This window comes from Shimia sp. R9_2 (genome assembly GCF_017743735.1).
GTDB lineage: Bacteria > Pseudomonadota > Alphaproteobacteria > Rhodobacterales > Rhodobacteraceae > Shimia.
On record NZ_JAGHRO010000005.1, the window covers coordinates 176,530 to 203,200 of the forward strand.

Here is a 26,671-nt window from a genome sequence, read left to right on the forward strand (position 1 = left end):
CCAAAATAACGCGGCGATGGTGGATTTTGGCCAAATCCCACAGAGACGCGGCGAATTTTACCCATTGCGTCGTAATTTTTCCCTCGAGATCAACCAGATCAGAGCGGTCAAAATGCCTCGCGCCGGAGTGCGCGCTGAATGTCAACAGACCCTAGGCCACATTGCGCAGGATGGTGATGCGCGGATCGTCATCGGCGATGCCGACACCGCTTTCAAAGTCTTCTTCAAGTAGTTTGAGCACGGCCACATCGCCCACGTAGATTTCGGAATAGGCCACTTCAAAGCCATTGCCGTAGGTGTGGTTGACGATGTCGACCTCACCCTGAAGCTCGGGCGGGATGTTGATCGTCAGATGATTGCCCGTGAGGGTGCGCAGGACTGCGGGGCCCTGATCAAAGGCATCGGGCATCACGTTGAGCACCAGCGTGTCCTCGCCCGCGTTGCCATCCACATAGTGGCCAAGGCCAAAGGTGATGTGGTCATCCCCATCCCCGCCAAAGAGCGCGGTGTCGTTGTTTTTGACCAGATCAGCGGTGATCACATCGTCGCCTTCACCGCCAAAGAGGTGCACTGGTCCGTCGCTAGCCTCGGTCACGGTGATTGTGTCATCGCCTTCACCGCCGTGTGCCAAGTGGCTGCCGCCCACAAGTGTCAGCGTATCGTTGCCTTCTTTCAGCGCGATCAGGCTGTTTTCCTCGGCGGTCAGAGTGTCATCGGAGGCGGTGCCGGCCAGATGGTTGAGGGCAAACATGCGATGGGCGCTGGCACCATTGGTCTCGTCTTTGAAATAGCCGCTGTCGGGGTCAAAGACGCTGGTGAGCTCCACATCCTCGGCAGAGAAATCGGTGACGCCTTCAAGCCGCACAGTGCGGGTTTCGACATTGTCGGGGTTCAGCGGGTTTTGCCAGCTGATGTGCACATCCGTAAAGGCTCCATCCGGATCTGTGGTGGTGGTGATTTCCGGCGTCGGGATCTGCGCGAGATCGGGCATATTGGCGCTGGCGCCGATATCGACCAGAAGCATGTCCTCTTCGGTGTCAAAATCGGTGATCCGCGCCACGATGAGCTCTTTGCTGTCCTCGCCATCGCGAATAGCCGTAGCAGCGTCCACATCCAATGCGTAGACATCGGCACCGGCACCGCCGGTCAGCACATGGGCAAGCGTGTCTTCCGGGAAGCCGGACAGGGGCCGCATCAGGAAGGTGTCGTCGCCGTCGCCGCCATCGGCGTGGGCTGCATCGCCCTCTGCCGACTGGGAGGCCTTAAGAAAGAAGGTGTCATCCCCGTCGCCGCCATAGCCGTGGGCGGCCTGAGAGATATGCATATAGTCTTCGCCGTCCCCGCCAAAGCCCTGCACAGAGCCGCCGATCTTTAAGGCGTCGTTGCCGTCTTCGCCGTGAATTTCGCCTGAGCCCCAGGAGATCAAGGTGTCCTCGCCGTCGCCCGCCATAATGTTGTCGCTCCCGCGGGCAATCAGGCTGTCGCCGTCATCGGTGCCCATGATCGCGTCTTCGAAAGCCGGGGCGGCTGTATCAGGCTCGGTGGGCGTGTCACCGGAGCTGTTGGGAGTTTCTTCAATCAGGTTGGAGGAGGTGTCCTCATCGGGCTGATCACCCTTTTCTGGCGGAGTGGTCCCATCTTGGTCGTCGTTTGAAGACCCCATCACATCCACAACGGCGGTTGCTGCGCCGATGCCCAGCAGAGAGAGAATTACAAGCGGTCCCATGACTACCTCAGAAATTTAGAATCGGACTCCGTCCGCCGAGGAAGTATTGAGCGCGTAGTAGATTGAAATTTCGTTGATACATGCCGTGGGTGACCGAAACCGGATAAGGCTGGGCGTGCCGAATTGTCGCACTATGTGACGCAACGCCACGAATGGTTTGGGTCAATATTTGGGAAACTCACGGGTTTCGCCTAAAAAACAGGTTCATAGGATATGTTTAGAGCCGCTTGCGCCAACGCCTTGACAGCGGATGGTTCGATGGCTGTGGAGGCCATTTTCCAGACCTTCCTATTGCCGTGCAAACTTGTTGCTAGGCGAGCGTCCCTCTGCTACACCCGCGACGGATTTTAACGCCTCGTTAGTCCCGGGGCCATAAACGCCCTCGTTTTTTGCATACAATTGTATGCGAGAGGTGAGGCCAGCAAGCGGAAGGGTGGACGTGTCCGAACCAGCTTCGATCTCCTCCGGCATTGCAGAACGCTATGCCGCCGCGGTCTTTGAGATCGCACAAGAGAACAATGCGCTGAGCGAATTGGAAAGCAGCCTCGAAGGCCTGAGCGCGGCAGTCGCCGACAGCGCAGAGCTGCGTGATCTGATCAATTCGCCTTTGATCAGCCGCGATGAACAAGGTGCAGCCATCACGGCCGTTGCCCAAAAAATCGGTGTACAAGATGTACTGGTGAACGTGCTGGGCCTGATGGCGCAGAAACGTCGCCTGTTTGTGCTGCCGCAGCTTATTGAGCACCTGCAAGCGATGCTTGCGGAGCACAAAGGCGAAGTGACTGCAGACGTCACCAGCGCCAAGGCATTGACCAAAACCCAGAGCGAAAAGCTGGCCAAGACCCTGGCCGCGCGCGTGGGCAAAGATGTCAAGATTAATGCGACCGTTGACGCGTCTCTCGTCGGCGGTCTTGTCGTTAAAGTGGGCTCGAAGATGATCGATACCTCGATCCGCTCCAAGCTCGCATCCCTACAGAATGCAATGAAAGAGGTCGGATAATGGGTATCCAAGCAGCCGAAATCTCTGCGATCCTTAAGGAGCAGATCAAAAACTTTGGCCAAGAGGCCGAAGTGGCCGAAGTCGGCCGTGTGCTTTCCGTCGGCGACGGTATTGCGCGCGTCTACGGCCTGGACAACGTTCAAGCCGGTGAGATGGTTGAATTCCCAGGTGGTATTCAGGGCATGGCGCTGAACCTGGAAAACGACAACGTGGGTGTCGTTATCTTCGGTTCTGACCGTGACATCAAAGAAGGTGACACAGTTAAGCGCACCAACTCCATCGTGGACGTTCCAACCGGCAAAGGCCTGCTGGGCCGTGTTGTTGACGGTCTGGGCAACCCGCTGGACGGCAAAGGTCCGATCGACTCTGACACACGTGGTGTTGCAGACGTTAAAGCGCCGGGCATCATCCCGCGTAAATCCGTTCACGAACCAATGGCGACCGGCCTGAAGTCCGTTGACGCGATGATCCCAATCGGCCGTGGCCAGCGTGAGCTGATCATTGGTGACCGTCAGACCGGTAAAACCGCCGTTGCTCTGGACGCGATCCTGAACCAGAAATCCTACAACGACGCCGCAGGCGACGATGAGAGCAAGAAGCTGTACTGCGTATACGTTGCGGTTGGCCAGAAGCGCTCCACCGTTGCTCAGCTGGTGAAGAAGCTGGAAGAAACCGGCGCGATTGAATACTCCATCGTTGTGGCCGCAACCGCGTCCGACCCGGCACCGATGCAGTTCCTGGCACCTTACGCCGCAACCGCGATGGCCGAGTACTTCCGTGACAACGGCAAGCACGCGCTGATCATCTATGATGACCTGTCAAAGCAGGCTGTGGCCTATCGTCAGATGTCCCTGCTGCTGCGTCGTCCGCCCGGCCGTGAAGCCTATCCTGGTGACGTTTTCTACCTCCACTCCCGTCTGCTTGAGCGTTCCGCGAAGCTGAACGAAGACTTCGGTGCAGGCTCGCTGACCGCGCTGCCGATCATCGAAACCCAAGGTGGCGACGTTTCCGCGTTTATTCCGACCAACGTGATCTCCATCACCGACGGTCAGATCTTCCTTGAAACCGAGCTGTTCTACCAGGGTATCCGCCCTGCTGTGAACACCGGTCTGTCGGTTTCCCGTGTGGGTTCCTCCGCACAGACTTCCGCGATGTCTTCCGTTGCGGGTCCGGTGAAACTGTCCCTCGCGCAGTATCGTGAGATGGCAGCCTTCGCCCAGTTTGGTTCCGACCTTGACGCCGCAACCCAGCAGCTGCTGAACCGTGGTGCACGTCTGACCGAACTGATGAAGCAGCCTCAGTACTCCCCGCTGACCAACGCAGAAATCGTCTGCGTGATCTTCGCGGGTGTGAACGGCTACCTCGACAAAGTGGACGTATCCGAAGTTGGCCGCTTTGAAGAAGCTCTGCTGACCTTCCTGCGCAGCAAGCACGCCGACCTGCTTCAGTGGATCACCGACGAAGATCCGAAGATCAAAGGCGAGGCCGCTGACAAAGTGAAAGCCGTTCTGGACGCGTTCGCCGCTGACTTTTCATAAGGGGTTCGGACAATGCCTAGTCTGAAGGACCTAAAAAACCGGATCGAGAGTGTGAAAAACACTCGGAAGATCACAAAAGCCATGCAGATGGTTGCCGCGGCGAAACTTCGCCGCGCGCAGGAAGCTGCTGAGCAGTCGCGCCCCTATACAGAACGGTTCAACGCCGTTCTGGCCGGGCTCGCGGCCTCGGTTGGCGGCTCTGACTCTGCACCTAAGCTGCTTGCAGGGACCGGCAGCGATCAGACCCACCTTCTGGTGGTGATGACCGCTGAACGCGGCCTCTGCGGTGGCTTCAACGCAAACATTGCTAAGTTGGCGCGTGCGAAAGCTGCGGAACTGAAAGCTGAAGGCAAAACCGTCAAGGTTCTGACCGTTGGCAAGAAGGGCCGTGACGCGATCAAACGCGAATTGGGTGACGACTTTGTAGGCCACGTTGACCTCACCGAGGTGAAGCGCGTGGGTTACGACGACGCTCAGGGCATTGCCCGTGACATTCTCGTACGCTTTGACGCGGGCGAGTTTGATGTTGCAACGATCTTCTACTCGAAGTTCGTGAACGTCGTGAGCCAGATCCCAACCGAACAGCAGATCATCCCAGCCGCGTTTGAAGCGGACGAAGATGGGGCAAGCACTCTGTATGACTACGAGCCAAGCGAAGAAGCCATTCTGGCTGACCTGCTGCCGCGCGGCGTCGCTACACAGATCTTTGCTGCACTGCTGGAAAACGGTGCCTCTGAGCAGGGTGCGCGGATGTCCGCAATGGACAACGCCACACGCAACGCAGGCGACATGATCGACAAACTGACCATCGAGTTCAACCGCTCGCGTCAGGCTGTGATCACCAACGAGCTTATTGAAATCATCTCGGGCGCGGAAGCGCTCTAAGAACCGGAGACGAAACATGGCAAACGCAAAAGGTAAGGTGACTCAGGTCATCGGCGCTGTTGTCGACGTGCAGTTCGACGACACTCTGCCGGAGATCCTGAACGCACTGAACACCGAAAACAACGGTAAGAAACTGGTTCTGGAAGTTGCCCAGCACCTTGGTGAAAACACCGTTCGTACCATCGCAATGGACGCAACCGAAGGTCTGGTTCGCGGCGCAGCAGTGGAAGACACTGGCGCTCCGATCTCTATCCCGGTTGGCAACGCGACCCTCGGTCGTATTCTGAACGTGATCGGTGAGCCGGTTGACGAAGGCGGCCCAGTGGAAGCGAAAGAAACTCGCGCCATCCACCAGCCAGCACCTGAGTTCGCTGAGCAGGCAACCGAGTCCGAAATCCTCGTCACCGGCATCAAGGTGATCGACCTTCTCGCACCTTACTCTAAAGGTGGTAAGATCGGTCTGTTCGGCGGCGCCGGCGTGGGCAAAACCGTTCTGATCATGGAACTGATCAACAACATCGCAAAAGTGCACTCCGGTTACTCGGTGTTCGCGGGTGTTGGTGAACGTACCCGTGAAGGCAACGACCTCTATCACGAGATGATCGAATCCAACGTGATTAAGCCAGACAACCTCGAAGACTCTCAGGTTGCTCTGGTTTACGGCCAGATGAACGAGCCTCCCGGTGCGCGTGCCCGTGTTGCGCTGACCGGTCTGACCCTGGCGGAACAGTTCCGTGACCAATCCGGTACCGACGTTCTGTTCTTCGTGGACAACATCTTCCGCTTTACCCAAGCGGGTTCCGAGGTGTCCGCGCTTCTGGGCCGTATTCCTTCTGCTGTGGGCTATCAGCCAACACTGGCCACCGACATGGGTGCGATGCAGGAACGTATTACCTCTACAAAGTCCGGCTCGATCACCTCGATCCAGGCTGTGTATGTTCCAGCGGACGACCTTACCGACCCGGCACCAGCGACAACCTTTGCTCACTTGGACGCGACAACCGTTCTGTCCCGTGCGATTTCCGAACTGGGTATCTACCCGGCTGTGGACCCGCTGGACTCCAGCTCGCGCCTGATGGACCCATCTGTTGTGGGTGAAGAGCACTACAACGTGGCCTTTGAGGTTCAGGGTATTCTCCAGCGCTACAAGTCGCTGCAGGACATCATTGCGATTCTCGGTATGGACGAACTGTCTGAAGAAGATAAGCTGACCGTTGCGCGTGCGCGTAAGATCCAGCGTTTCCTCTCCCAGCCGTTCGACGTTGCGAAGGTCTTCACCGGTTCTGACGGTGTTCAGGTGCCTCTGGAAGACACCATTGCTTCGTTCAAAGCTGTTGTGGCTGGCGAATACGACCACCTGCCTGAAGGCGCCTTCTACATGGTTGGCGGCATCGAGGAAGTGATCGCAAAAGCCGAGAAGATGGCTGCTGAAGCGGCCTAAGGAGGCCCGACATGGCAAACGAACTGCAATTTGATCTGGTCAGCCCTGAGCGGAGCCTTGCTTCGCTCCAGGCGACCGCCGTGCAGATCCCTGGCGCTGATGGTGACCTCACCGCAATGCCAGGCCATGCGCCTTTGCTGACCTCGCTGCGCCCAGGTGTGGTGCGGGTTCAGACGGCGGATGGTGAGAAGGATTTTGTGGTGACCCGCGGTTTCGCGGAAATCTCTGCAGAATCGATCTCGGTGATCGCGGAACACGCACATAGCGGTGACACCGTGACCAAGGCAGACCTTGAGGACGTCATCGCAGACGCCCGCAAGGCCGCAGCCGAAGCCGGTGAAGAGCACAAAGACGGTGCGGAGAAATTCCTCTCCGATCTGGAACAGCTCATGGAAGATATGGTCTGATCCCAACCGGGACATGACCAACATGAGGCCTCGCCACCACGGCGGGGCCTTTTGCGTTTTCGTAACCATATTTTGGCTTGATGCTGCCTTTATTGGCTTGCACACAGATGGCGATGAAACGGATACGAAATAGCTATGTCGGGGTGGATCAGGGGGATGTGGCCCTCTTCTCCGACTTTGAAGAAAATGGACAGATGTGGACCGGGGATGGGCCACGGGAGCGGCGCAAACTGGTCAAGTTTCGGTCCAAGTACCGCGTGCCGCCGGCGGTGCATGTGTCATTGTCGCTGTGGGATATGGACAGCGGCCCGAACATCCGTTCCGAAGTTGCGGCTGAAGAGATCACCAATCTCGGGTTTCAGCTCGTTTTCCGCACCTGGGGTGACAGCCGCGTGGCCCGCGTGCGCATGTCCTGGATGGCGATCGGCGAGCTGGCTTACGTGGACGACTGGGTGATCGCGGATTGAAGCCTGCGGTGGGGCGCTGGGAGGTCGCTGGGGGGGAGCCAATAGCTATGGGCGCTGTTGGTCTACTGGTATCAGCTTAAGTGCAAGAGAAAGTGGAGACCATATTGCTATGACCTCCACCAATCATTTTACGCGTTGAAGAATTCTGCCACGGCATCGGTGGAGGCTTTGACGGCCTCTGGCTTGTGGTAGAAATCCACGTGTGTGAACTCGTCAAAGGCCAGCTCTTTGTGGTCGTTGGTCAGCTTCTCGACAAAGGCGGTTGAGCAAATCGCAGTTGCGGCGTTTGTGCCATAGATTGTCAACGATGGTTGCACGATCTTGTCGGCATAGGCTTCGCAGATCGAGAACAAGGACTGCATGGGCTGATCACCGATGTGCATATTGGTGTAATTCGGTACGGCAATCGGCCCTTTGGCGCCGTCGCGACCGTAGTAGTCGTAAGTTTCGCCAGCCATCTCCGGATAAGCAGCTGCAGAGGTGAACTCTTCACGGGACATCTCGTCGTTCAGACCAAAGGGTGCAACATAGTCTGGCGCGCCAGTTTCATATTGCGTCTGCATCGAGGCGTTGGCGGCGGCGATCATCTGATTGGCCATATCCCGGTCTGTCCACTGAAATGCGTCTGAGGCCATCATACCTGATACCATAGCGATCTTCTTGATGCGGTGGTCTGTGACCGCTGCTGAGGCGATCGTCTGACCGCCCTGACAAACGCCAAGACCGTAGATTTCGTCAACAAACGGCAGGGTGCCCAGATAGGACACGGCGTCCCATGTGTTTTCGATCAGGCGGAAATTGTAGCGTGATTGCATATGTTCGCCGGGAAGCGCCGGAGAGGAGCCCATGCCCATGTAGTCGAAACCAAGGTAGATAAAGCCGCGCGCGGCCATTTCGGGACCGTAGGTCGCGGGGATCTGGTCCTTGACCTGCGGGAAGGGGCTGGCACCGACAATGGCCTTGTACGTCTTGGCCGGGTCGAAGTCTTCGGGCAGATACAGATCGCCCACAAGATCGAGGCCGAAGGATTTGAAATTGACGGGGTTTGTACCGGGTTTGAAGGACATTTCAGAAGCTCCTGCGTTGATGGGAAGAGATGTCTGTTGCGCGCCTGCGCTCCAGCCCGCGAAGGACATCAGGGAGGCAAGCGAGGCGGTTTGGATGAGGTGGCGTCTTGAGAGGTTGGTCATTGTCATGGTCCACTTGTTTCCAGGATCGTGTTTCGCCTTGCTAAAGTAAATCGTTGTGTTTACTTAGGTGGGGTGGGTGTCTCTTGTAAACAGATAATTTTACTTTTGAGGTCGAAAATCGTGAAACGCACTGAAAAGAAAAGAAAAGATATTATCGATGCGGCGATCGATGAGTTCCGCGAGCAGGGGTTTCTGGGGGCCAAGACCACCTCAATCGCCAAAAAAGCGCAGGTTTCGAGTCGCACGCTCTACAATCACTTCGAGAGCAAAGAGGCGCTGTTTGAAGCCATCTCGGCGATCATGTTGGAGCAGAACCAGAGCATGGAGCCGGTGGTCTACGACCCAAGCGGGGATTTTGTGGAGCAGTTAAAGGACGCTTTGTGGCGCTATATCGCGGTCATAACAGAAGAGACGGCCATTGGACTGAACCGCATGGTGCTGTCAGAGCTGATCCGCGATCTTGAGCGTTCCCGGAAATTCTTCACCGAGACGGAAACCCATGACTACCCGATGACGCGGTTGATTGGCGAGGCCATGGAGGCAGGCGTGCTGCGTAAGGCGGATCCGGTTTTTGCCACCAACCAGCTGTTGGCGCTCGTGAAGAATTTCTTCTTCTGGCCGGAATTTTTTCTCGGCGAGACACCGACGCCAAAGGATGCCTTGGATGATTGCGTCGTAATGTTTTTGGCGCACTACAAAGTGGACGGGTGATCGGGGGGTGATGCCTGCAGTGAGGCGCTGGGAGGTCGCAGGTTGGTGCTTGCGGTGGAGCGCTTAGGCGCCTTTGGGGCGTTTGGCTGGATAGAGCCCAAATGTGCCGAATTTCTGTATTTTACCTGAGGTCTGCTTTGCAACTTCTTGAACATACCTCACTCTTTTTATGCGATGTTACCTCGACAACCACCAGTTAGGCTAAGATGTGCTCAAGGTTTTCTTGTTAGTAGCTTTGTCTTCCATTGTCGCTGTGGCGTTGGCCATTTTAGGGCTATTGTCTTGGTCATCAGGCAATGCGTTCCGAGGGGCGACTTTCAGCAAATATGAATGGGCGGCAAATGGGGAATGTGGAGCAAACTCCCTCGATAGCTGTATTCAGCAACGCCCGCGGTGCCCTCGTGGCGCAATGGTTCAGGATCTGAGGCAAAGATTCCTGCGTAACCGCGAGACATCCAAATCCGAGGTTGCAGAATTAATCGGCAAGCAAGACGCCATCGTCGAGATTGGTGGCGAGCAATGCGAAGCTCACTATTTGGGTATGTGTAGCGCGATGTCTTTTGATGGTGACAGCCTGTATGTTTGCTACGATCAGAACAACACGTTGGTTAGATCAGGCCTCTTTAGACACTGATAGGCTGATCCTCAACTCGGACCGTCATATATGGTGCGCCATTCGCAGTAAGATCTACATTTTCCCCATAAACCAAGCCAGTAAACTTCGATGCACAGAAAAACGCCCCGCTCAAAGAACGGGGCGTATGTTTGTTTCTTGTTCTGTCACTCAGCGGATGCGCGCGCCGGTGTCGGGGTCAAACAGGTAGATGCGCTCGGCCGGGATTGTGAGGCCGACTTTTGCGCCTTCAGGGCTGCGATCATCGCCGCGTTCCTCAACAATCAGGCGGGTGTCGCCGATACCGCCCAGATAGCAGTAGGACACGCCACCAAGCGCTTCGGTGAGCTCGATGGTGAGCTGGTCTGCGCTGTGATCCAGTTGCAGATGCTCCGGGCGAATGCCGAGTGTCACTTTGGTCTGGCTCTGCGGCAATGCGATGGGGGAGGGGATGGGCGCGGAGAAGGCCGGGTTTGTCAGTGTGCCGTCCACCACATCACATTCCAGGAAGTTCATCGAAGGCGAGCCGATGAAGCCCGCGACAAAGCGGTTGTCGGGATCGCGGTAGAGATCCAGCGGCGCGCCGACCTGTTCGATACGGCCATCACGCAGCACCACGATCTTGTCGGCCATGGTCATGGCTTCGACCTGATCGTGGGTCACATAAATCATGGTGGCGCCGATTTCCTGATGCAGGCGGGCGATTTCCACGCGCATATCGACACGCAGTTCCGCATCCAGGTTGGAGAGCGGTTCGTCAAACAGGAAGACCTCCGGTCCGCGCACGATGGCACGGCCAATGGCGACACGCTGACGCTGACCACCGGAGAGCGCTTTGGGTTTGCGCTTGAGGTATTGATCCAGTTTGAGGATCGAGGAGGCCTTTTGCACCTTTTCTTCAATCTCGGCCTTGGGCACGCCGTTCATGCGCAGGCCAAAGCCCATGTTCTCCGCCACTGTCATATGCGGATAAAGCGCGTAGGTCTGGAACACCATGGCGACGCCGCGCTTGGCCGGATCCATGTGGGTGACATCGCGCGACCCGATGTTGATGGTGCCGCCGGTGGTCTCCTCCAAACCGGCGATCATGCGCAGCAGGGTGGACTTGCCGCAGCCTGACGGGCCGACAAACACACAGAATTCGCCATCTTCGATCTGCAGATCCACGCCGTGGATCACCTGCGTTTCGCCGTATTTCTTGATGGCCCCTTGCAGAGTTACGCCTGTCATGTGGTCGCTACCTTTTGTTGTCTGGTTTCGGGGAAACGCCATGCCTGGGCTTCCCGGCCAATTTGAGCGGCGGTTTCCATCACGCGCGGCGCCCAGGTTTCAAGTTGATCAAGTGAGGTTCGGCTGGTCGGGCCAGTCACGGACAAAGCACCCAGCATGCGGCCGTTGGGTGTGAGAACTGGCGCTGCGATACAGACGATGCCGGGTTCATGTTCCTCCCGGTCAAAGCCGTAACCGCGCGCCCGGATGTTTTCGAGCTCGGCGCGCAAGTCTTCCCCTGTCACCAAGGTGGTGGGGGTGAAGCGGTGAAAGCTCTGTTGGGCGATGGCGGACGCCAAAGTGGCTTCATCCAGAAAGGCCATCATCGCTTTGCCAACGCCGGTGCAGTAGGCGGGGCCAACCTTGCCAGCCTGAGAATACATTTCAACCGGGTCGCGCGCGTTTCGTTTGTCCACATAAAGCACCTGCGAGGCGTCCAGCTGCGCGAGATGCACGGTTTCTCCGGTGGCTTGCGAGAGCGCATCCAGATGTGGGCGGGCGATGGGGGCAAGCGAGCTTTGTGTCCATGCGGCATGGGCGAGACGCACCAGGCGAATGCCCAGCGTGTAGGTTTGCCGTTCGCTGTCATAAGACAGCATGCCCTGATTGGTCAGGGTTTGCAGAAACCGATAGAGCGTGGCCTTCGGGAAGGCGCTTTGCTCCTGCAGCTCTCCAAAGCGCACAGGCCGCTCAAAGGCGGCCACTTGATCAAGCACATCCAGTGCTTTGCCGACTGTTCCGTCGCCTGCCATGACGCTTCTATGCTCCTCCGCTTTCCTGCGGATCCGCAGGAATCTGTTGACAACCTAGCTCGAACAGGGTGTAGTTTTCAATATGTAAAACGAGGTTTCAAATAATGGAACCAAAACTTACATAATTTTGGAGCACAGGGAGGACACAATGCTTTCCAAAATGAAAACCACTGCAGCCGCGGCCGCGGTTGCTTCGGCGTTTGCTGTACCGGCTTCCGCGGAGCTGAGCGGCGATCTGACCATTTTCCTGGATACGTCAAACCCAGCGCCGCGCGCGACAATGGAAGCGATGATTGCGCGTTTCGGTGAGAAGCACCCGGACCTGAACATCGAAACCACTGTGATCGATCGCGAAGCCTATAAGACCCAGATCCGCAACTTCCTGACCGCAAATGCGCCGGACGTTGCCACCTGGTATGCCGCCAACCGTATGCGCCCCTACGTAGAAGCGGGCCTGTTTGAAGATGTATCCGATCTGTATGCAGAGCCAGCCATCGCAGAAGGTCTGGCTTCCACCAAAGGCGCTCTGACCATTGACGACAAGCAGTGGGGCGTGGCCTACACCTACTATCAGTGGGGTGTTTACTACCGCAAAGACATCTTTGCCGAGCTGGGCCTGTCTGAGCCAACCACCTGGGATGAAGAGAAAGCCAACTGCGCCAAGATCGTCGACTCTGGCCGTGCCTGCTACACCATCGGCACCAAGTACCTGTGGACCGCTGGCGGCTGGTTTGACTATCTGAACATGCGCACCAACGGCTTTGATTTCCACATGGATCTGGCGGCTGGCAACGTGTCTTGGGAAGACGAGCGCGTGAAGCAGACTTTCATGAACTGGAAAGAGCTGATCGATATGGGCGGCTTTATTGCTGACCACCAGACCTACAGCTGGCAGGAAGCGCTGCCGTTCATGGTGAATGGTGAAGCAGCGGCCTATCTGATGGGCAACTTCGCTGTGGCTCCGCTGCGCGAAGCAGGTCTGTCTGATGACCAGCTGGACTTCTATCAGTTTGTGAAGATCAACCCGGACGTTGCACTCTCTGAAGATGCACCAACCGACACCTTCCACATCCCTGCAAACGCGAAGAACAAAGAAGCGGCACGTGAGTTCCTGCGCTTTGCCACCTCGCCAGAAGAGCAGACCATCATCAACAACGGCAAGAACCTGGGTCAGCTGCCTGTGAACGCTGCCTCCTCCGTGGATGATGACAAGTTCCTGCAGCAGGGATTTGAGATGCTGTCCACCAACTCCACCGGTGGTGTGGCGCAGTTCTGGGACCGTGATGCCCCAGCAGAGATGGCCAAAGTCTCCATGGAAGGTTTCCAGGAGTTCATGGTGAAGCCAGATCAGCTGGACAAGATCCTGGCCAAGCTCGAGCGCGCACGCGGTCGTATCTACAAATAAAAGCAAGGCGTTGGCTCGGCCGTCTGGCCAGTTGACCGCCGTTTGACACGAGAGGCGGGGGAATTCTCCGCCTCTCAGCCCTCAAACCCCGGGTTATGTTATGACCGTTTCTTCTGAAATTCCTGAAACCGAAAGCTGGTTCCACCGCAATCAACAGCGCATCGCGCCCTGGGTTTTCCTGGCGCCGGGCATCCTGTTTTTCGCGGTCTATGTGATCGCGCCGGTGTTCCAATCTTTCAACCTGTCGCTCTATGAGTGGGACGGGTTGGGCGAAAAGACCTACGTGGGCTTTCGCAACTATGAAGACCTTTATTGGGAGTATGTGGATCGAGACGCCTTCTTTGTGTCGTTGAAAAACAACGTGCTGTGGCTGTTTCTCTACCTGCTTGCCATTCCTGCTGGCCTGTTCATTGCGCTGTTCCTGAACCAGACCGTCGCGGGCATCCGTATCTACAAGTCGCTGTTCTTCTTCCCATTCGTGATCAGTCAGGTGGTGGTTGGTCTGGTGTTCAGCTGGTTTTACGATCCGAACTTCGGCCTGCTGAACACGATGCTGGGCTGGGTCGGCATGGGGCCGATCAATGTGCTGGGGAACGAAGCCCTTGTGACCTACGGCATCGTCGCTGCGGGCCTTTGGCCGCAGACGGCCTATTGCATGATCCTTTACCTCACCGGCCTGAACGCGGTGGATCCGGAGCAGATCGAAGCCGGTCGTCTGGATGGGGCGAAGGGCTGGAAAATGCTCTGGCACATCATCCTGCCGCAGCTGCGCCCGGCGACCTTCATTGCCTTTGTGGTGACGATCATCGGCGCGCTGCGCTCCTTTGACCTGATCTCCATCATGACACAGGGCGGCCCGTTTGGCAGCTCGCGTGTGCTGGCCTATTACATGTTTGAAGTGGCGCTGTCGGAATACGGTTTCCGCATGGGCTACGGCGCGGCGATTGCCGTGGTGCTGTTCCTGATCATGCTCTGCTTTATCACCTACTTCCTGTGGTCGATGTACCGCGAAGAGAAGGGGCACTGAGATGTTTCCACAACCGATTAAAAAACAGCCTCAGGCCGCGCAGCTCGCCTATAAGACCATGTTGCCGATTGCGCTGCTGCTCTGGCTCGCGCCTCTGCTGGCTGTCGCTCTGTTCTCCATCAAGCCGGATGCGGATTTCACCTCCGGCAACTATTGGGGGCTGCCGTCAAGCTTTGAGGGGGCGGCGAACTATGGGCGGGTCTTCTTTGACTCCGACATGCCGCGTTATCTGCTGAACTCCTTCATGATCACCATTCCAACGGTGATCGGGGCGGTGGCGCTCAGCTCGATGACGGGTTTTGCACTAGGGATTTACAAGTTCCGTGCCAACCTCTGGATCTTCTTTATGTTTGTGGCCGGAAACTTCGTGCCGTTCCAGATCCTGATGGTGCCGGTGCGTGACCTGACGCTGGACATGGGGCTTTACAACACCAAGACGGGTCTTGTGCTGTTCCATGTGGCCTTCCAGACCGGGTTCTGTACGCTGTTCATGCGCAACTTCATCCGTGCTCTGCCGTTTGAGCTGATTGAAGCGGCGCGGGTGGAAGGTGTGAGCGAATGGCGCATCTTCTGGTATGTGGTGTTGCCCCTGATGAAGCCCGCGCTGGCGGCGCTTTCGGTGCTGATCTTCACCTTCATCTGGAACGACTATTTCTGGGCGGTGGTGCTGACCCAAGGGGCGGAGAGTCAGCCTGTGACCGCTGGGATCACCTCGTTTAACGCGCAGTATCGTGCGGCTTATCACCTGATGAGCGCGGGCTCGATTGTGGCGGCGCTGCCCCCTGTGGCGATGTTCTTCCTGATGCAACGGCACTTCATTGCCGGTCTCACTTTGGGAGCTGTGAAGTGACGCAAGCTTTGCAAACCTGGCGCATCGAGGCGCCGGGGCAGACCTTGGTGCTTGGTTCAGACGGGGGCGTGCCCGGCGCGCTCTACTGGGGCGCTCCGTTGCCTGCGGGGGACGATTTGCGCGCGCTTGCAGCCGTGACCGCGCGTGACGTGACCGGGGGCATGATCGATGCACTGCCCGCCCTGTCGCTATGTCCGGAAGCGGGCAACAGCTTTCAGGGGCAGGCGGGGCTGGTGGTCTACCGCGATGGGCAGGCGCTTTACCCACGCTTTAAGCTGATTGAGACCGACGGCGCGCGCTTTGTGTGCGAGGACACGGAAGCCGGACTGACGCTGACCTTCACCTTTGCCGTTGAGGGCGGTGTGATTGCCGCGACAACCACGCTGACCTCCAATGCGGAGATCACCGTGCACCATCTGGCCGCGCCGGTGTTGCCGGGACCGCAGATGGGGGCGGAGATTTTGCAATTCTCGGGCCGCTGGGTTGGGGAGTTTCAGATGGAACGCAGCCCCTGGCGCGCGGGCATTCTGATGCGGGAGGCGCGCACGGGCCGGTCCGGCCATGAGCATCCACCGCTGGCCTATTTCCCGGAGCAAGGCGCAAGCAACACGCAAGGCCAGGTCTTTGCCATGCATTACGGCTGGTCCGGTGGACATGTGATGTATGCCGAAGAGCTGCCGGATGGGCGGCGTCAGATCCAGTGGGGCCATGCCACTGGCACGCGCCGGGCAGGGACGCGGTTTGAGACCGGAAAGCTCTATCTCTCGGTTTCCGACGCGGGGTTGAATGGCTGCGCGGTGGCGTTTCAGCGTCATCTGCGGGAGCATGTCGTCACCTGGCCGCATCCGGAGCGTCCGCGACCGGTGCACTACAATTGCTGGGAAGCGATCTACTTTGACCATGACTTTGAGGAACTCAAGGCGATTGCCGATCGGGCGGCGGCGCTGGGCGCGGAGCGCTTCGTGCTGGATGATGGCTGGTTCGGGAAACGCGATGACGACACCTCCAGCCTTGGGGATTGGGACATTGATCCACGTAAGTGGCCGGACGGGCTGAGCCCGCTGATTGATCATGTGGCGTCGCTTGGGATGGTCTTTGGCCTGTGGTTTGAGCCGGAGATGGTCAACCTCGACAGTGATCTGGCACGGGCCCATCCGGAGTGGATTCTGGGGCCCGTGGATCAGATCGAAGGGCGTCAGCAGCGGGTGCTGGATATGGCCAACCCTGAGGTGCGTGATTATCTTTACGGCAAGATCAGCGCGATTCTGGAAAGCCACGACATTGATTATATCAAGTGGGATCACAACCGCTTGCTGCCTGTGGCCGATGCGGCGCAGGCGGAGGGCGTTTATGCGCTGATAGGCGCGCTGCGCGCTGCTTTCCCCAAGGTGGAGATTGAGAGCTGCGCCTCTGGTGGGGGGCGGATCGATGCGGGGATTTTGCGCCATACGCAGCGGGTTTGGCTGAGTGACAGCAATGACGCGCTGGAGCGTTTGCGCATTCAGCATGATGCGGCGCTGATGCTGCCTGCGGCGATCACAGGCAGCCATGTTGGGCCGCGCCATTGCCATACCTCCGGGCGGGTGCATGACATCCACTTCCGCGTCTGGGTGGCGGCGCAGCGGCACATGGGGTTCGAAATGGATCCCCGCGAGCTGACAAAGGAAGAAGGCGAGGTGCTGACCCGTGTCACCACTTGGTGGAAGGCCAATCGGGACTGGCGTATGTCGGCGGACATCCTTCGGCTGGATGCGGCAGACACCAGTGTGATTGCAGAGCAGCAATTGGCGCAGGACAAGACGCGCTTTGTGGTTTTTGCCGGTAAGGGGGACACCGGGACGCAGATCATGCCGCGCCCTCTGAGGCTCACGGGGTTAGAGCCGGATGCGCTCTATGACATTGATCTGATCAACCGCGATGAGGCACATCATTTGTCCCGTCGCGAGATGCCGATAAAAGACGGGCCGCTCACGGTGAGTGGCCAGCTATTGATGCAACACGGACTCATCCTGCCGTGGTCCTTCCCGGACCGGATGTGGGTGATTGAAGGAAAACGAGTATGACCAAGAAACGCCGCTCCCAGCATTGGTATGGCAAGCTGGACAAAGACGGGTTCATTCACCGCAGCTGGATGAAAAACCAAGGCTTTCCGGATCACGCTTTTGACGGGCGCCCGATCATCGGGATCTGCAACACCTGGTCGGAGCTGACCCCCTGTAACTCCGGTCTGCGCACGCTGGCCGAAGGCGTGAAGCGCGGGGTCTGGGAGGCGGGTGGCTTCCCTGTGGAGTTTCCGGTGATGTCGCTTGGCGAAACCCAGATGAAGCCGACCGCGATGCTGTTTCGCAATCTGCTGGCGATGGATGTCGAAGAAAGCATCCGCGCCTATGGCATTGACGGTGTTGTGTTGCTGGGCGGCTGTGACAAGACCACGCCGGGGCAGCTTATGGGCGCGGCGTCGGTGGACCTGCCGACCATCGTTGTGAGCTCCGGCCCGATGCTGAACGGCAAGTTCAAAGGCAAGGACATTGGCTCTGGCACCGATGTCTGGAAGTTCTCCGAGGAGGTCCGCGCGGGCGAGATGACCCTGCAGGATTTCATGAACGCGGAAAGCGGCATGAGCCGCAGCGCGGGCGTATGTATGACCATGGGTACGGCCTCCACCATGGCGTCGCTTGTGGAAGCGATGGGCATGGCGCTGCCGACCAATGCGGCACTGCCTGCAGTGGATGCGCGCCGGATGGCGCTGGCGCATCTGACTGGCAAACGCATTGTGGAAATGGTGGATGAGGATCTGAAGCCTTCTGACATCCTCACCAAAGAAGCGTTTGAAAACGCCATTCTGGCCAATGCGGCAGTGGGGGGTTCCACCAACGCTGTGGTGCATTTGCTGGCGCTTGCGGGCCGTGTGGGTGTGGATCTGACGCTGAAAGATTTTGAGATCGGCTCTGAGATCCCGCTGCTGGTCAACTGTATGCCGTCGGGCAAATACCTGATGGAAGACTTCTGCTACGCCGGCGGTGTGCCTGCTGTGCTGAGCCAGCTGAAAGATCACGTGCGTCCGGCCAACACTGTGCTGGGCAAAGATATCGCGACCTATCACGAGGGGGCTGAGATCTATAATGACGACGTGATCCGACCGCTCGACAATCCGGTCAAACCTGCCGCCGGTCTGCGCGTGCTGCGGGGCAATCTTGCGCCCAACGGGGCGATTGTGAAGCCTTCCGCGGCTACGGATGCGCTTTTGGAACATGAGGGCGAGGCCTTTGTGTTTGAAAATATCGAAGATCTGAAAGCCAATATTGATCGGGATGATCTGCCGGTGACGCCAGAGACCATTCTGGTGCTGAAAGGCTGTGGCCCGAAGGGCTATCCGGGGATGCCGGAGGTGGGCAATATGCCGATCCCGGCCAAGCTGGTGAAAGAGGGCGTGCGCGACATGATCCGTGTGTCCGATGCGCGCATGTCGGGCACGGCCTTTGGCACGGTGATCCTGCACGTCAGCCCGGAAGCACAGGCCGGGGGCACGCTGGCGCTGGTGAAAACCGGTGACCGCATCAAAGTGTCAGCGCAAAACGGTGTGCTGGAGCTGCTGGTGGATGAAGCAGAGCTTGAGGCGCGCCGTGCCGACTGGCAGCCCGATCCAGAGCATTATACACGCGGCTACGCAAAACTTTATTACGACCACGTGCTGCAGGCCGACAAAGGTGCAGATCTCGACTTCCTCGTCGGCAAGGATACACGTTTGGTCACACGGGAGAGCCACTGATGGCAGGCACGATTTTTCCAGATCTCAAAGGCAAGTCCGTTTACATCACAGGCGGGGCCAGTGGCATCGGCGCGGCCCTGACCGATGGGTTTATGGCGCAGGGCGCAAAGGTGGCCATCATCGGGCGCTCCGCTGCGGATGACTTCATCGCAGAGATGGAAACCAAACACGGTGCAACACCTCTGTTCATGCAGGGTGATATCTCTGACATTCCACGTCTGCGCGAGACCATCCAGCAGGCGGTGGGAGAACACGGGGGTCTGGATGTGGTGGTGAACAACGCGGCCAACGACCAGCGCCATGCACTCGATGAGGTGGACGAAGCGTTCTACGACTGGATGCAGGCGGTGAACCAGAAAGCCTATTTCTTTGCCTGTCAGGAAGCGGCTCGGCAGATGACGGACGGCGGCTCGATCATCAATTTCAGCTCGATCAGCTACATCATGGGCAACGCGGGCTACCCGATCTACACGGCGGCCAATGCGGCGATCACGGGGATGACCCGTTCGCTGGCGCGGGAACTGGGGCCAAAAGGCATTCGCGTGAATGCGCTGGCGCCGGGCTGGGTGCTGACCCAGAAACAACTGGACATGTGGGCAGAGCCTGAAGCGCTGGCGGCGCATATGGAGCGTCAGTGTCTGAAAGAGCATCTGAAGCCCGAGGATATGATCGATCCGACGCTTTATCTCGCCTCCAATGCCAGCCGGATGATGACAGGCCAGTGTATGGCTGTTGATGGCGGCGTTGTGGTTTCGGGGTAAGTGATGAGCGTGCAAGCAGAATGGATCGCGGTGGATTGGGGCACGTCTCGGTTGCGGGCCTTCGCCATGGCGGGCGAGAAGGTGCTGGCCACTGCAGAGTCCGAGCAGGGCATGTCCAAGCTGAGCAAGGCAGAGTTTGAGCCAGCCTTGATGGCGCTGGTGGGCGATTGGCTGGGCGATGGCGTGACCGATGTGATTGCCTGCGGCATGGTTGGCGCGCGTCAGGGCTGGGTTGAGGCGCCTTATAGCGCGGTGCCTGCGCCGGCGTTGGCGGAACGGATCATTCGCGTGCCAGACACCGATGCGCGCCTGCGTGTGCATGTGGTGCCGGGCCTGAAGCAGATGAAACCCGCCGATGTGATGCGTGGCGAAGAGACCCAGGTTGCTGGCTTTCTGTCCAAACATCAGAACTGGGACGGGGTTTTGTGCCTTCCGGGGACCCATACGAAATGGGTGCACGTGAGCGCGGACGAGGTCGTGAGCTTCCGTACCTTCATGACAGGGGAGATGTTTGCGCTTCTGTCCAAACAATCGGTGCTGCAGCATTCGGTCGGTGAAGGCTGGGACGAAGAGGCCTTCCGCGCGGGTATGGATGTGACGCTCTCGCGCCCGGAAAACCTAGCGACAGAGCTGTTTGCGATCCGGGCCAGCGACCTGCTGGAGGCGACACCCGCGGCTGTTGGCCGTGCGCGGCTCTCCGGCCTTCTGCTGGGCGCTGAGTTGGCGGCATCGCGCCCCTATTGGCTGGGGCAGCAGATCGCGGTGATTGGCGATGCGGCGCTCTCAAATATCTACGCTGAGGCGCTCAAGGCGCAGGGCGGGTTTGTCTCTGTGGTGGACTGCCAGGAAATGACACTTGCGGGGCTGATCGCCGCGCGCAACCTTTTGGGATAAAAACATGAGCCGGTCGATTATTGCGATCTTGCGCGGGGTGACCCCGGGCGAAGTGGAAGCGATTGCACAGGAAATTCTCGCTGCAGGCATTGATAAGATCGAGGTCCCGCTGAACTCGCCGGAGCCTCTGGAGAGCATTGGCTTGCTGGCAAAATCCATCGGCGCTCAAGCGCTTGTGGGCGCGGGCACGGTGCTGGAGGTGGCGCAGGTGGATGCGGTGAAAGCGGTTGGCGGGCAATTGATAGTCTCACCCAACTGCGATGTGGACGTGATTGCCCATACCGCAAGCCTTGGCATGGAAAGTTGGCCCGGCGTGTTCACCCCGACGGAAGCTTTTGCCGCGCTGAAGGCTGGCGCAACAGGGTTGAAGCTGTTCCCCGGTGACATGGCGGGGCCAGCTGGCCTTAAAGCGATGCGTGCCGTGCTGCCCAAAGACCGCGCGGTCTATGCTGTGGGCGGTGCGGGGCCGGATAACTTTGGAGAGTGGGTCGCGGCAGGCGCGAGCGGGTTTGGCATCGGCTCTGCGATCTACAAACCGGGGATGAGTGCAGCTGATGTGCGTGCCAAGGCAGATGCGATTGTGGCGGCCTATGATGAGGCCATGGCATGAGCGTCGTCTTTGACAATCGGGTCTGTGAACTGGGTGAAGGGCCGCTCTGGCATCCGGTGCGCGAGCAATTTTATTGGTTTGATATCAAAGGCAAACGCCTGCTGACCCAGAAAGAGGGCGTGCAGCAGGAATGGGTGTTTGATGAGTTCTTCTCCGCCGCTGGTTGGGTGGATGAGGAGACTTTGCTCGTGGCCTCGGAAACCGCGCTGTGGCGAATGGATCTGGAATGTGGTCTGCGCGAGCATGTGGTCGATCTGGAAGCCGACAATCCGGTCACCCGCTCCAATGACGGGCGCGCGGATCCTTGGGGCGGTTTCTGGATCGGTACCATGGGGAAATCTGCTGAGCCCAAGGCGGGCGCGATCTATCGCTTCTACAAAGGGGAACTGCGTCAGGTGGTTGGAGACATCACCATCTCAAACGCGATCTGTTTTGATCAGACACGCGCCTGTGCCTATTACACCGATACGCCGACAGGTCAGGTGATGCGCCAAAGCGTGGACCCGGAGACTGGCTGGCCTGTGGGCGCGGCTGAGGTGTACCTTGACCTGAAGCCGGAAGGGTTGAACCCGGATGGCGCGGTGGTCGACGCCGAAGGCAATGTCTGGATCGCGCAATGGGGGGCTGCACGTGTGGCGGCCTATGATCCTGCGGGCAGCTTTGTGAAGGCCGTGGAGGTGGGCGGGGTGCAAGCCTCTTGTCCGGCCTTTGGTGGCCCCGAGCTGCGTGATCTCTATGTCACCACAGCGGCGGAAGATCTGGCGGCTGATGTTCTGGCTGCTGCGCCAGAGAATGGCATGACATTTGTGCAGGAAAACGCCGGTCAGGGCGTTGCGGAACCGCGGGTGATCCTATGAAACAAGAGCTGGGCGTCTGTTATTATCCGGAGCATTGGCCGGAGGAGATGTGGGCGAAAGATGCCGCCGATATGATCGCGGCAGGCATCACCTGGGTGCGAATTGGCGAGTTTGCCTGGAGCCGTATGGAGGCTGTGGCAGGCACGCTGTCGCTGGAATGGCTGGACCGCGCGATTGACGTGCTGGGCAGTGCCGGCTTGAAGGTTGTGCTGGGCACACCGACCGCGACACCGCCGCGCTGGATGATCGACAAACACCCCGACATGCTGGCGGTGGATGAAAATGGCAATCCGCGCAAGTTTGGCTCGCGCCGGCATTACTGCTTCAGCCATGAAGGGTTTAAGGCAGAAAGCGCGCGGATCACCAAGATCCTTGCAGAGCGCTACGGCAAGAACCCATATGTGGCGGCGTGGCAGACCGACAATGAGTACGGCTGTCACGACACGATCATCAGCTATTCAGAGCCTGCGAAGATCGCGTTCCAAGCCTGGTGCAAGGCGCGCTATGGCACGGTTGAGACACTCAATGAGGCCTGGGGTAATATCTTCTGGTCGATGGAGTATTTCTCCTTTGATCAGATCGACTTGCCGAACCTCACAGTGACCGAGCCGAACCCCACGCATGTGCTGGCCTTCCGCCGCTTTTCCTCTGATCAGGTGGTGGCGTTTAACAAGGTGCAGACTGATATCCTGCGCGCCCATACGGATGCGCCGCTGATCCACAACTACATGGGTCGCATTCTGGAATTTGACCATTTTGACGTGGGCGAAGACCTCGATATCGCGAGCTGGGACAGCTATCCGATTGGCTTCCTGTCAGACCGATTGGAAGCGTCAGAGGACCACAAGGCGCGGTTCCTGCGTCAAGGGGACCCAGACATGCAGGCCTTCCACCACGATCTTTATCGTGCGGTGGGCAAGGGCCGTTGGTGGGTCATGGAGCAGCAGCCGGGCCCTGTGAACTGGGCGCCCTACAATCCCGCGCCTTTGCCGGGGATGGTGGCGCTGTGGTCGCTGGAGGCCTTTGCCCATGGCGCAGAGGTGGTGAGCTATTTCCGTTGGCGGCAGGCACCGTTTGCGCAGGAGCAGATGCACGCGGGGCTGCAAACGCCGGATGGCCGCGAAGCACCGGGCATGGATGAGGCGCGTGCGGTGGCCAAGATTTTAGCCGCTTTGCCCCCGCAAGAGACGCAGCAGGCTGAGGTGGCGCTGGTGTTTGATTATCCATCTGACTGGGCCTGGCACACACAGCCGCAGGGCGCAGGGTTCGACTATTTCAGACTGATGTTTTCAGCCTACCGCGGGTTGCGTCGTGCGGGGCTGTCGGTGGACATCGTAAGCGCGTCTTGCCGCGATTTTGCAGGCTACAAAGCGGTGTTTGCACCGGGGGTGGCGACGGTGGATCCGGCAATGGTGGAGGCGGTGAGGACCGCAGGCGCGCAGGGCATCTACGGGCCGCGCACCGGGGCCATCACCGAGGACTTCTTTATCCCCGCAGGGGGGCGCCCGGAGGTGCCGGGGCTGGATGTGCGTGTGGAACTGATTGAAAGCATGCCACCTCATGCCGGGATGCCGGTGGCTGGCGGTGGTATGGCCGATCACTGGCATGAAAGGCTGAGCGGTGCGGCGGAGGTGTTGCTGGCAACCGAGGCTGGCGCGCCGGTGCTGATGGGGCAGGGAGACCGTTGGTATCTCGGCAGCTTCCCGGATGATGCACTGTGGGATCGGCTTGTGGCTATGGTGGCTGAGAAGGCTGGTTTCGCTGTCAGCCCCGTGCCGGAAGGTCTGCGCAAACGCCGCTTCGGAGAGCTGGAATTTGTGATCAACTACAATGGCTTTGCGGAAAACCTTGGGGATTTGACGGTGCCCGCCTGTGGCGTAGCGGTGCTCAAAGACGGCGCGCCAATTGCGGTGAGCGATCTGAGCCGGGGTTGATCCAGATATTTTAGAATGATGTTTAGAAAGGGCGAGGGGTTTTCTCTCGCCCTTTTTGGGTTGGCGTAACGTCAACGTCAAGATGACTTGTCAAAGTAGATGGTTCGTATACGAATTAGGCGAAACAAATTCGGATGCGAACCAAAATGGCCAGACAACCCCGTCTGTTTTTTCTGATCAACAAAGCCTATGCGGCGCTTACGCGTGCGTCTGAACGAAAGACGCAAGCCATGGCTGGGCTGTCGATGTCGCAACATGGTGTCTTGGCGCTTTTGTCCAAAGAGGACGGTCAAACGGTGACTGACTTGGCCAAAACGCTTTCGATGCGCAAATCGAGCCTCAGCGGGTTGATTGATCGTATGGTGGAGCGCGGCTTTGTCCGTCGCGCGCGTGAGGATGCTGATGGGCGCGTGGTGAGAGTATACCTTGAACCCTCTGCGCAGGACTTACTGCACCGCACGTTGCCTTTGGTGCAGCACATCAACGGGCTGTTGCTCGCACCTTTTGACGAAGTGGAACAGGAGGTGATCGGGCGTTTTCTGACCCACATGGCTGAGAATGCGGAAGAGATCATTGATCAGGTGGACCTTTCTGAGGAGCAGGCGTGATGTTGGATATGAGTGATGTTGCTGTCGAAGACGTAACGCTCACCACCGAGGATGGCACGGCACTTACTGGCACGCTCTATCGAGGGGCTGCGCCGCAGGTGGCGATCCTGATCTCGGCAGGGACCGGATATCCGCGCAGGTTTTACCGTCATGCGGCGGCCTATCTGGCGGCGCGGGGTGCGGTGGTGCTGACCTATGATTTTCGGGGAATTGGCGACAGCGGGGCAGAGGACCTTGCAGCATCGAAGATCGACTACCCCGACTGGGGGCGGCTTGATATGACGGCGGCGCTAAGCTGGTTGGTGCGGGAGGCGGAGGGGCTTCCGCTGACCACATTGGGGCATAGCGTTGGCGGGCAATTTGTCGGGTTTGCGCAGAACAATACGCTGGCGGTGCGGCATGCTTTTGTCGCGGTGGGCAGCGGATATTGGCGATTGCACAAGCCTGCGAATTGGCCTCTGGAGCTGTTTTGGTGGTGGGCCTACGGCAGCTATTGCCTTGCACGCCATGGATTTATTCCCGCAGGTGGCATCTGGGGCGGAGAGGCTCTGCCGCCTAAGGTGTTTCGGACATGGCGGCGGTGGAGCAGCCGGAGGAGCTATCTGTTGCCGGACCTCGCCTCAGGCAAATACCCGCATCACTACGATCAGGTGACCGCCCCGATATGCTCCTGGTCCCTGAGTGACGATCCGATTGCAACTGAGGCCGCCTCGGAAGATACGCTGTCATATTATTCCCATGCAGAGAAGCATTTGGCTTTGCGCACACCAGCGGCGCTGGGCGTCAAGAAGCTGGGTCATGAAGGGGCGCTTCGCAAAGGGCGGGAGGCGCTTTGGGCGGAGCTGTGGGAGTGGCTGGCGGAAGGGGCGTTGCCGGAGGGGGCGATGTCTAAGTGATTGGTGGGGTGCGCAGGGACTGCGCACCCTACGAGGGAAAAGAAAAAGGCCGGTGTGGGGACACACCGGCCTTTTGTTTTGAGAGATATGCGCGATCAGACTTTGAGGTTTGGAATGATCTGCTTTTTGCGGCTCACTACGCCCGGCAGCACAACGCTGTCACCTTCGGCAGTTGCGTCAAAGGACTTCGCGGCAACGGTTTTCACCAGATCGTTTGGCACCAGCAGGGTGCTTTCTTCGTTCAGGATGTCCACGACGAAGAGCAGAACCTGATCCACGCCATCCTCGGAGGCCACGGTGGTCATGCTGTCCATCAGGGACGCTTTGCGGTCCAGCACGATGGCGGGAGAGGTGGTTTCCAGAACGGAGACGCGGAATTTGGTGCCGTCGACTTCGTATTCTTTGGAGTCCATGCGCAGCAGCACTGCGTCGGAGAAAGAAGACACGTCGGATTTTGCGGCAAACATTTCAGCAGCATAAGACGGGATGTCGATGCCCAGATCAGCGGCCAGCTTCTCGGCCACGGCTTTGTCATGGTCGGTGGTGGTCGGGCTGCGGAATTCCAGCGTGTCAGACAGGATGCAGGTCAGCATGGTGCCTTTGATCCAGTCTGGCATGTCGATGTCGCCCATCAGGTCGTGCATGATGGTCGCGGTGCAGGCCACCGGGCGGATGGTGATGTCGATCGGGCCTTTGGTTTCCAGACCGCCCACCAGCTTGTGGTGGTCGATGATCGCCTGAACGTCTGCGCCATTGATGTTGGCAGGCAGCTCGGCAGGGTTGTTGGTGTCCACAATCACCACGGCGGCGTCATCTGCCACGTCGGCAATGATCTCAGGCTTGGTCAGGTCCCAGCGCTCCAGCAGCCATGCGGCTTCGGTGTTGGGCTCGCCCAGCAGCTTTGCTTCGGCTGGGGTGCCTTTGATTTCAGAGAGATACCAAGCCCAGATGATGGGGGAGCCGGTGGAATCGGTGTCAGGAGACTTGTGGCCAAAAACCTGAATGGTCATGTCGAGAGGTCCTTAGAAAACAGGGGAATATTGCGGATTTGCGCGCCTTAT

At 58.5% G+C, this 26,671-nt stretch carries 24 protein-coding genes; 19 read left to right on the forward strand and 5 right to left on the reverse strand.

What is annotated here, in order from left to right; genetic code table 11:
- Window positions 1-151: 151 nt before the first annotated feature.
- The gene (locus J7400_RS13995) at window positions 152-1,726 is read right to left on the reverse strand and encodes a hypothetical protein (RefSeq protein ID WP_209064325.1); all 1,575 of its coding nucleotides are present in this window, start codon (window positions 1,724-1,726) and stop codon (window positions 152-154) included.
- A gap of 439 nt (window positions 1,727-2,165) precedes the next feature.
- Here J7400_RS13995 and J7400_RS14000 point away from each other — a divergent pair, with 439 nt between their 5' ends.
- The 6 genes from J7400_RS14000 (at window position 2,166) to J7400_RS14025 (ending at window position 7,464) form a co-directional block, all read left to right on the forward strand.
- Window positions 2,166-2,726 (forward strand): F0F1 ATP synthase subunit delta, encoded by a 561-nt coding sequence (locus J7400_RS14000; protein WP_209064327.1) that lies wholly within the window; start codon window positions 2,166-2,168, stop codon window positions 2,724-2,726.
- A complete protein-coding gene (gene atpA / locus J7400_RS14005; RefSeq protein ID WP_209064330.1) occupies window positions 2,726-4,264 on the forward strand; it encodes a F0F1 ATP synthase subunit alpha in 1,539 nt (512 codons plus the stop codon). The genes J7400_RS14000 and atpA overlap by 1 nt, the downstream gene beginning before the upstream one ends.
- Window positions 4,265-4,276: 12 nt before the next feature.
- The gene (locus J7400_RS14010; RefSeq protein ID WP_209064331.1) at window positions 4,277-5,149 is read left to right on the forward strand and encodes a F0F1 ATP synthase subunit gamma; all 873 of its coding nucleotides are present in this window, start codon (window positions 4,277-4,279) and stop codon (window positions 5,147-5,149) included.
- 16 nt (window positions 5,150-5,165) lie between these two features.
- Complete coding sequence (atpD, locus tag J7400_RS14015; RefSeq protein ID WP_209064333.1) at window positions 5,166-6,590, forward strand: F0F1 ATP synthase subunit beta; 1,425 nt, start codon at window positions 5,166-5,168, stop codon at window positions 6,588-6,590.
- A gap of 11 nt (window positions 6,591-6,601) precedes the next feature.
- Window positions 6,602-6,997 carry a F0F1 ATP synthase subunit epsilon gene (locus J7400_RS14020; RefSeq protein ID WP_209064335.1) on the forward strand — a complete coding sequence of 132 codons (396 nt, stop codon included), beginning with the start codon at window positions 6,602-6,604 and terminating at the stop codon, window positions 6,995-6,997.
- 113 nt (window positions 6,998-7,110) lie between these two features.
- Window positions 7,111-7,464, forward strand: coding sequence for an H-type lectin domain-containing protein (locus tag J7400_RS14025; protein WP_209064337.1), 354 nt, complete (start codon window positions 7,111-7,113; stop codon window positions 7,462-7,464).
- Between the two features lie 128 nt (window positions 7,465-7,592).
- Here the strand turns inward: J7400_RS14025 and J7400_RS14030 are convergent, their stop codons facing one another.
- Complete coding sequence (locus tag J7400_RS14030; protein WP_209064339.1) at window positions 7,593-8,660, reverse strand: alpha/beta hydrolase; 1,068 nt, start codon at window positions 8,658-8,660, stop codon at window positions 7,593-7,595.
- Between the two features lie 21 nt (window positions 8,661-8,681).
- Here J7400_RS14030 and J7400_RS14035 point away from each other — a divergent pair, with 21 nt between their 5' ends.
- Window positions 8,682-9,365 (forward strand): TetR/AcrR family transcriptional regulator, encoded by a 684-nt coding sequence (locus J7400_RS14035; RefSeq protein ID WP_209064341.1) that lies wholly within the window; start codon window positions 8,682-8,684, stop codon window positions 9,363-9,365.
- 784 nt (window positions 9,366-10,149) lie between these two features.
- Here J7400_RS14035 and ugpC read toward each other — a convergent pair.
- Entirely contained in the window at window positions 10,150-11,208 is a 1,059-nt protein-coding gene (ugpC, locus tag J7400_RS14040; RefSeq protein WP_209064343.1) for a sn-glycerol-3-phosphate ABC transporter ATP-binding protein UgpC, read from the reverse strand.
- On the reverse strand, window positions 11,205-11,999 hold the full coding sequence (locus J7400_RS14045; RefSeq protein ID WP_209064345.1) for an IclR family transcriptional regulator: 795 nt from the start codon (window positions 11,997-11,999) through the stop codon (window positions 11,205-11,207). Before J7400_RS14045 ends, ugpC begins: the two co-directional genes overlap by 4 nt.
- A 148-nt stretch (window positions 12,000-12,147) precedes the next feature.
- On the opposite strand from J7400_RS14045, the gene J7400_RS14050 reads away from it, so the two are divergent.
- The 12 genes from J7400_RS14050 to J7400_RS14105 all read left to right on the forward strand — a co-directional run bounded on the left by J7400_RS14050 (window position 12,148) and on the right by J7400_RS14105 (window position 25,610).
- A complete protein-coding gene (locus J7400_RS14050; RefSeq protein ID WP_209064347.1) occupies window positions 12,148-13,404 on the forward strand; it encodes an ABC transporter substrate-binding protein in 1,257 nt (418 codons plus the stop codon).
- A gap of 100 nt (window positions 13,405-13,504) precedes the next feature.
- Window positions 13,505-14,431 carry a sugar ABC transporter permease gene (locus J7400_RS14055; RefSeq protein ID WP_209064349.1) on the forward strand — a complete coding sequence of 309 codons (927 nt, stop codon included), beginning with the start codon at window positions 13,505-13,507 and terminating at the stop codon, window positions 14,429-14,431.
- Window position 14,432: 1 nt separating this feature from the next.
- Window positions 14,433-15,281: a carbohydrate ABC transporter permease gene (locus tag J7400_RS14060; RefSeq protein ID WP_209064350.1), complete on the forward strand. Its 849-nt coding sequence runs from the start codon at window positions 14,433-14,435 to the stop codon at window positions 15,279-15,281.
- Window positions 15,278-17,344 (forward strand): alpha-galactosidase, encoded by a 2,067-nt coding sequence (locus J7400_RS14065; protein ID WP_209064352.1) that lies wholly within the window; start codon window positions 15,278-15,280, stop codon window positions 17,342-17,344. The genes J7400_RS14060 and J7400_RS14065 overlap by 4 nt, the downstream gene beginning before the upstream one ends.
- On the forward strand, window positions 17,341-19,050 hold the full coding sequence (locus tag J7400_RS14070; protein ID WP_209064354.1) for an IlvD/Edd family dehydratase: 1,710 nt from the start codon (window positions 17,341-17,343) through the stop codon (window positions 19,048-19,050). The genes J7400_RS14065 and J7400_RS14070 overlap by 4 nt, the downstream gene beginning before the upstream one ends.
- Complete coding sequence (locus J7400_RS14075; RefSeq protein ID WP_209064356.1) at window positions 19,050-19,811, forward strand: SDR family oxidoreductase; 762 nt, start codon at window positions 19,050-19,052, stop codon at window positions 19,809-19,811. Before J7400_RS14070 ends, J7400_RS14075 begins: the two co-directional genes overlap by 1 nt.
- 3 nt (window positions 19,812-19,814) lie before the next feature.
- A complete protein-coding gene (locus J7400_RS14080) occupies window positions 19,815-20,705 on the forward strand; it encodes a 2-dehydro-3-deoxygalactonokinase (RefSeq protein ID WP_209064359.1) in 891 nt (296 codons plus the stop codon).
- Between the two features lie 4 nt (window positions 20,706-20,709).
- On the forward strand, window positions 20,710-21,315 hold the full coding sequence (locus J7400_RS14085) for a 2-dehydro-3-deoxy-6-phosphogalactonate aldolase (RefSeq protein ID WP_209064361.1): 606 nt from the start codon (window positions 20,710-20,712) through the stop codon (window positions 21,313-21,315).
- The gene (locus J7400_RS14090; RefSeq protein ID WP_209064362.1) at window positions 21,312-22,172 is read left to right on the forward strand and encodes an SMP-30/gluconolactonase/LRE family protein; all 861 of its coding nucleotides are present in this window, start codon (window positions 21,312-21,314) and stop codon (window positions 22,170-22,172) included. The genes J7400_RS14085 and J7400_RS14090 overlap by 4 nt, the downstream gene beginning before the upstream one ends.
- On the forward strand, window positions 22,169-24,106 hold the full coding sequence (locus J7400_RS14095) for a beta-galactosidase (RefSeq protein ID WP_209064365.1): 1,938 nt from the start codon (window positions 22,169-22,171) through the stop codon (window positions 24,104-24,106). Before J7400_RS14090 ends, J7400_RS14095 begins: the two co-directional genes overlap by 4 nt.
- A 146-nt stretch (window positions 24,107-24,252) precedes the next feature.
- A complete protein-coding gene (locus tag J7400_RS14100) occupies window positions 24,253-24,714 on the forward strand; it encodes a MarR family transcriptional regulator (RefSeq protein WP_209064376.1) in 462 nt (153 codons plus the stop codon).
- Window positions 24,714-25,610 (forward strand): alpha/beta fold hydrolase, encoded by an 897-nt coding sequence (locus J7400_RS14105; RefSeq protein WP_247738807.1) that lies wholly within the window; start codon window positions 24,714-24,716, stop codon window positions 25,608-25,610. Before J7400_RS14100 ends, J7400_RS14105 begins: the two co-directional genes overlap by 1 nt.
- Window positions 25,611-25,705: 95 nt before the next feature.
- Here the strand turns inward: J7400_RS14105 and J7400_RS14110 are convergent, their stop codons facing one another.
- On the reverse strand, window positions 25,706-26,620 hold the full coding sequence (locus J7400_RS14110; protein WP_209064378.1) for a manganese-dependent inorganic pyrophosphatase: 915 nt from the start codon (window positions 26,618-26,620) through the stop codon (window positions 25,706-25,708).
- Window positions 26,621-26,671: the final 51 nt, after the last annotated feature.

Bases quoted from the DNA above. Each gene is read 5' to 3' on its own strand.
- J7400_RS13995 (WP_209064325.1), bottom strand. From the start codon at position 1,726: ATGGGACCGCTTGTAATTCTCTCTCTGCTGGGCATCGGCGCAGCAACC.
- atpA (WP_209064330.1), top strand. From the start codon at position 2,726: ATGGGTATCCAAGCAGCCGAAATCTCTGCGATCCTTAAGGAGCAGATC.
- J7400_RS14010 (WP_209064331.1), top strand. From the start codon at position 4,277: ATGCCTAGTCTGAAGGACCTAAAAAACCGGATCGAGAGTGTGAAAAAC.
- atpD (WP_209064333.1), top strand. From the start codon at position 5,166: ATGGCAAACGCAAAAGGTAAGGTGACTCAGGTCATCGGCGCTGTTGTC.
- J7400_RS14020 (WP_209064335.1), top strand. From the start codon at position 6,602: ATGGCAAACGAACTGCAATTTGATCTGGTCAGCCCTGAGCGGAGCCTT.
- J7400_RS14025 (WP_209064337.1), top strand. From the start codon at position 7,111: ATGAAACGGATACGAAATAGCTATGTCGGGGTGGATCAGGGGGATGTG.
- J7400_RS14030 (WP_209064339.1), bottom strand. From the start codon at position 8,660: ATGACAATGACCAACCTCTCAAGACGCCACCTCATCCAAACCGCCTCG.
- ugpC (WP_209064343.1), bottom strand. From the start codon at position 11,208: ATGACAGGCGTAACTCTGCAAGGGGCCATCAAGAAATACGGCGAAACG.
- J7400_RS14045 (WP_209064345.1), bottom strand. From the start codon at position 11,999: ATGGCAGGCGACGGAACAGTCGGCAAAGCACTGGATGTGCTTGATCAA.
- J7400_RS14050 (WP_209064347.1), top strand. From the start codon at position 12,148: ATGCTTTCCAAAATGAAAACCACTGCAGCCGCGGCCGCGGTTGCTTCG.
- J7400_RS14055 (WP_209064349.1), top strand. From the start codon at position 13,505: ATGACCGTTTCTTCTGAAATTCCTGAAACCGAAAGCTGGTTCCACCGC.
- J7400_RS14060 (WP_209064350.1), top strand. From the start codon at position 14,433: ATGTTTCCACAACCGATTAAAAAACAGCCTCAGGCCGCGCAGCTCGCC.
- J7400_RS14070 (WP_209064354.1), top strand. From the start codon at position 17,341: ATGACCAAGAAACGCCGCTCCCAGCATTGGTATGGCAAGCTGGACAAA.
- J7400_RS14075 (WP_209064356.1), top strand. From the start codon at position 19,050: ATGGCAGGCACGATTTTTCCAGATCTCAAAGGCAAGTCCGTTTACATC.
- J7400_RS14080 (WP_209064359.1), top strand. From the start codon at position 19,815: ATGAGCGTGCAAGCAGAATGGATCGCGGTGGATTGGGGCACGTCTCGG.
- J7400_RS14085 (WP_209064361.1), top strand. From the start codon at position 20,710: ATGAGCCGGTCGATTATTGCGATCTTGCGCGGGGTGACCCCGGGCGAA.
- J7400_RS14090 (WP_209064362.1), top strand. From the start codon at position 21,312: ATGAGCGTCGTCTTTGACAATCGGGTCTGTGAACTGGGTGAAGGGCCG.
- J7400_RS14095 (WP_209064365.1), top strand. From the start codon at position 22,169: ATGAAACAAGAGCTGGGCGTCTGTTATTATCCGGAGCATTGGCCGGAG.
- J7400_RS14100 (WP_209064376.1), top strand. From the start codon at position 24,253: ATGGCCAGACAACCCCGTCTGTTTTTTCTGATCAACAAAGCCTATGCG.
- J7400_RS14105 (WP_247738807.1), top strand. From the start codon at position 24,714: ATGTTGGATATGAGTGATGTTGCTGTCGAAGACGTAACGCTCACCACC.
- J7400_RS14110 (WP_209064378.1), bottom strand. From the start codon at position 26,620: ATGACCATTCAGGTTTTTGGCCACAAGTCTCCTGACACCGATTCCACC.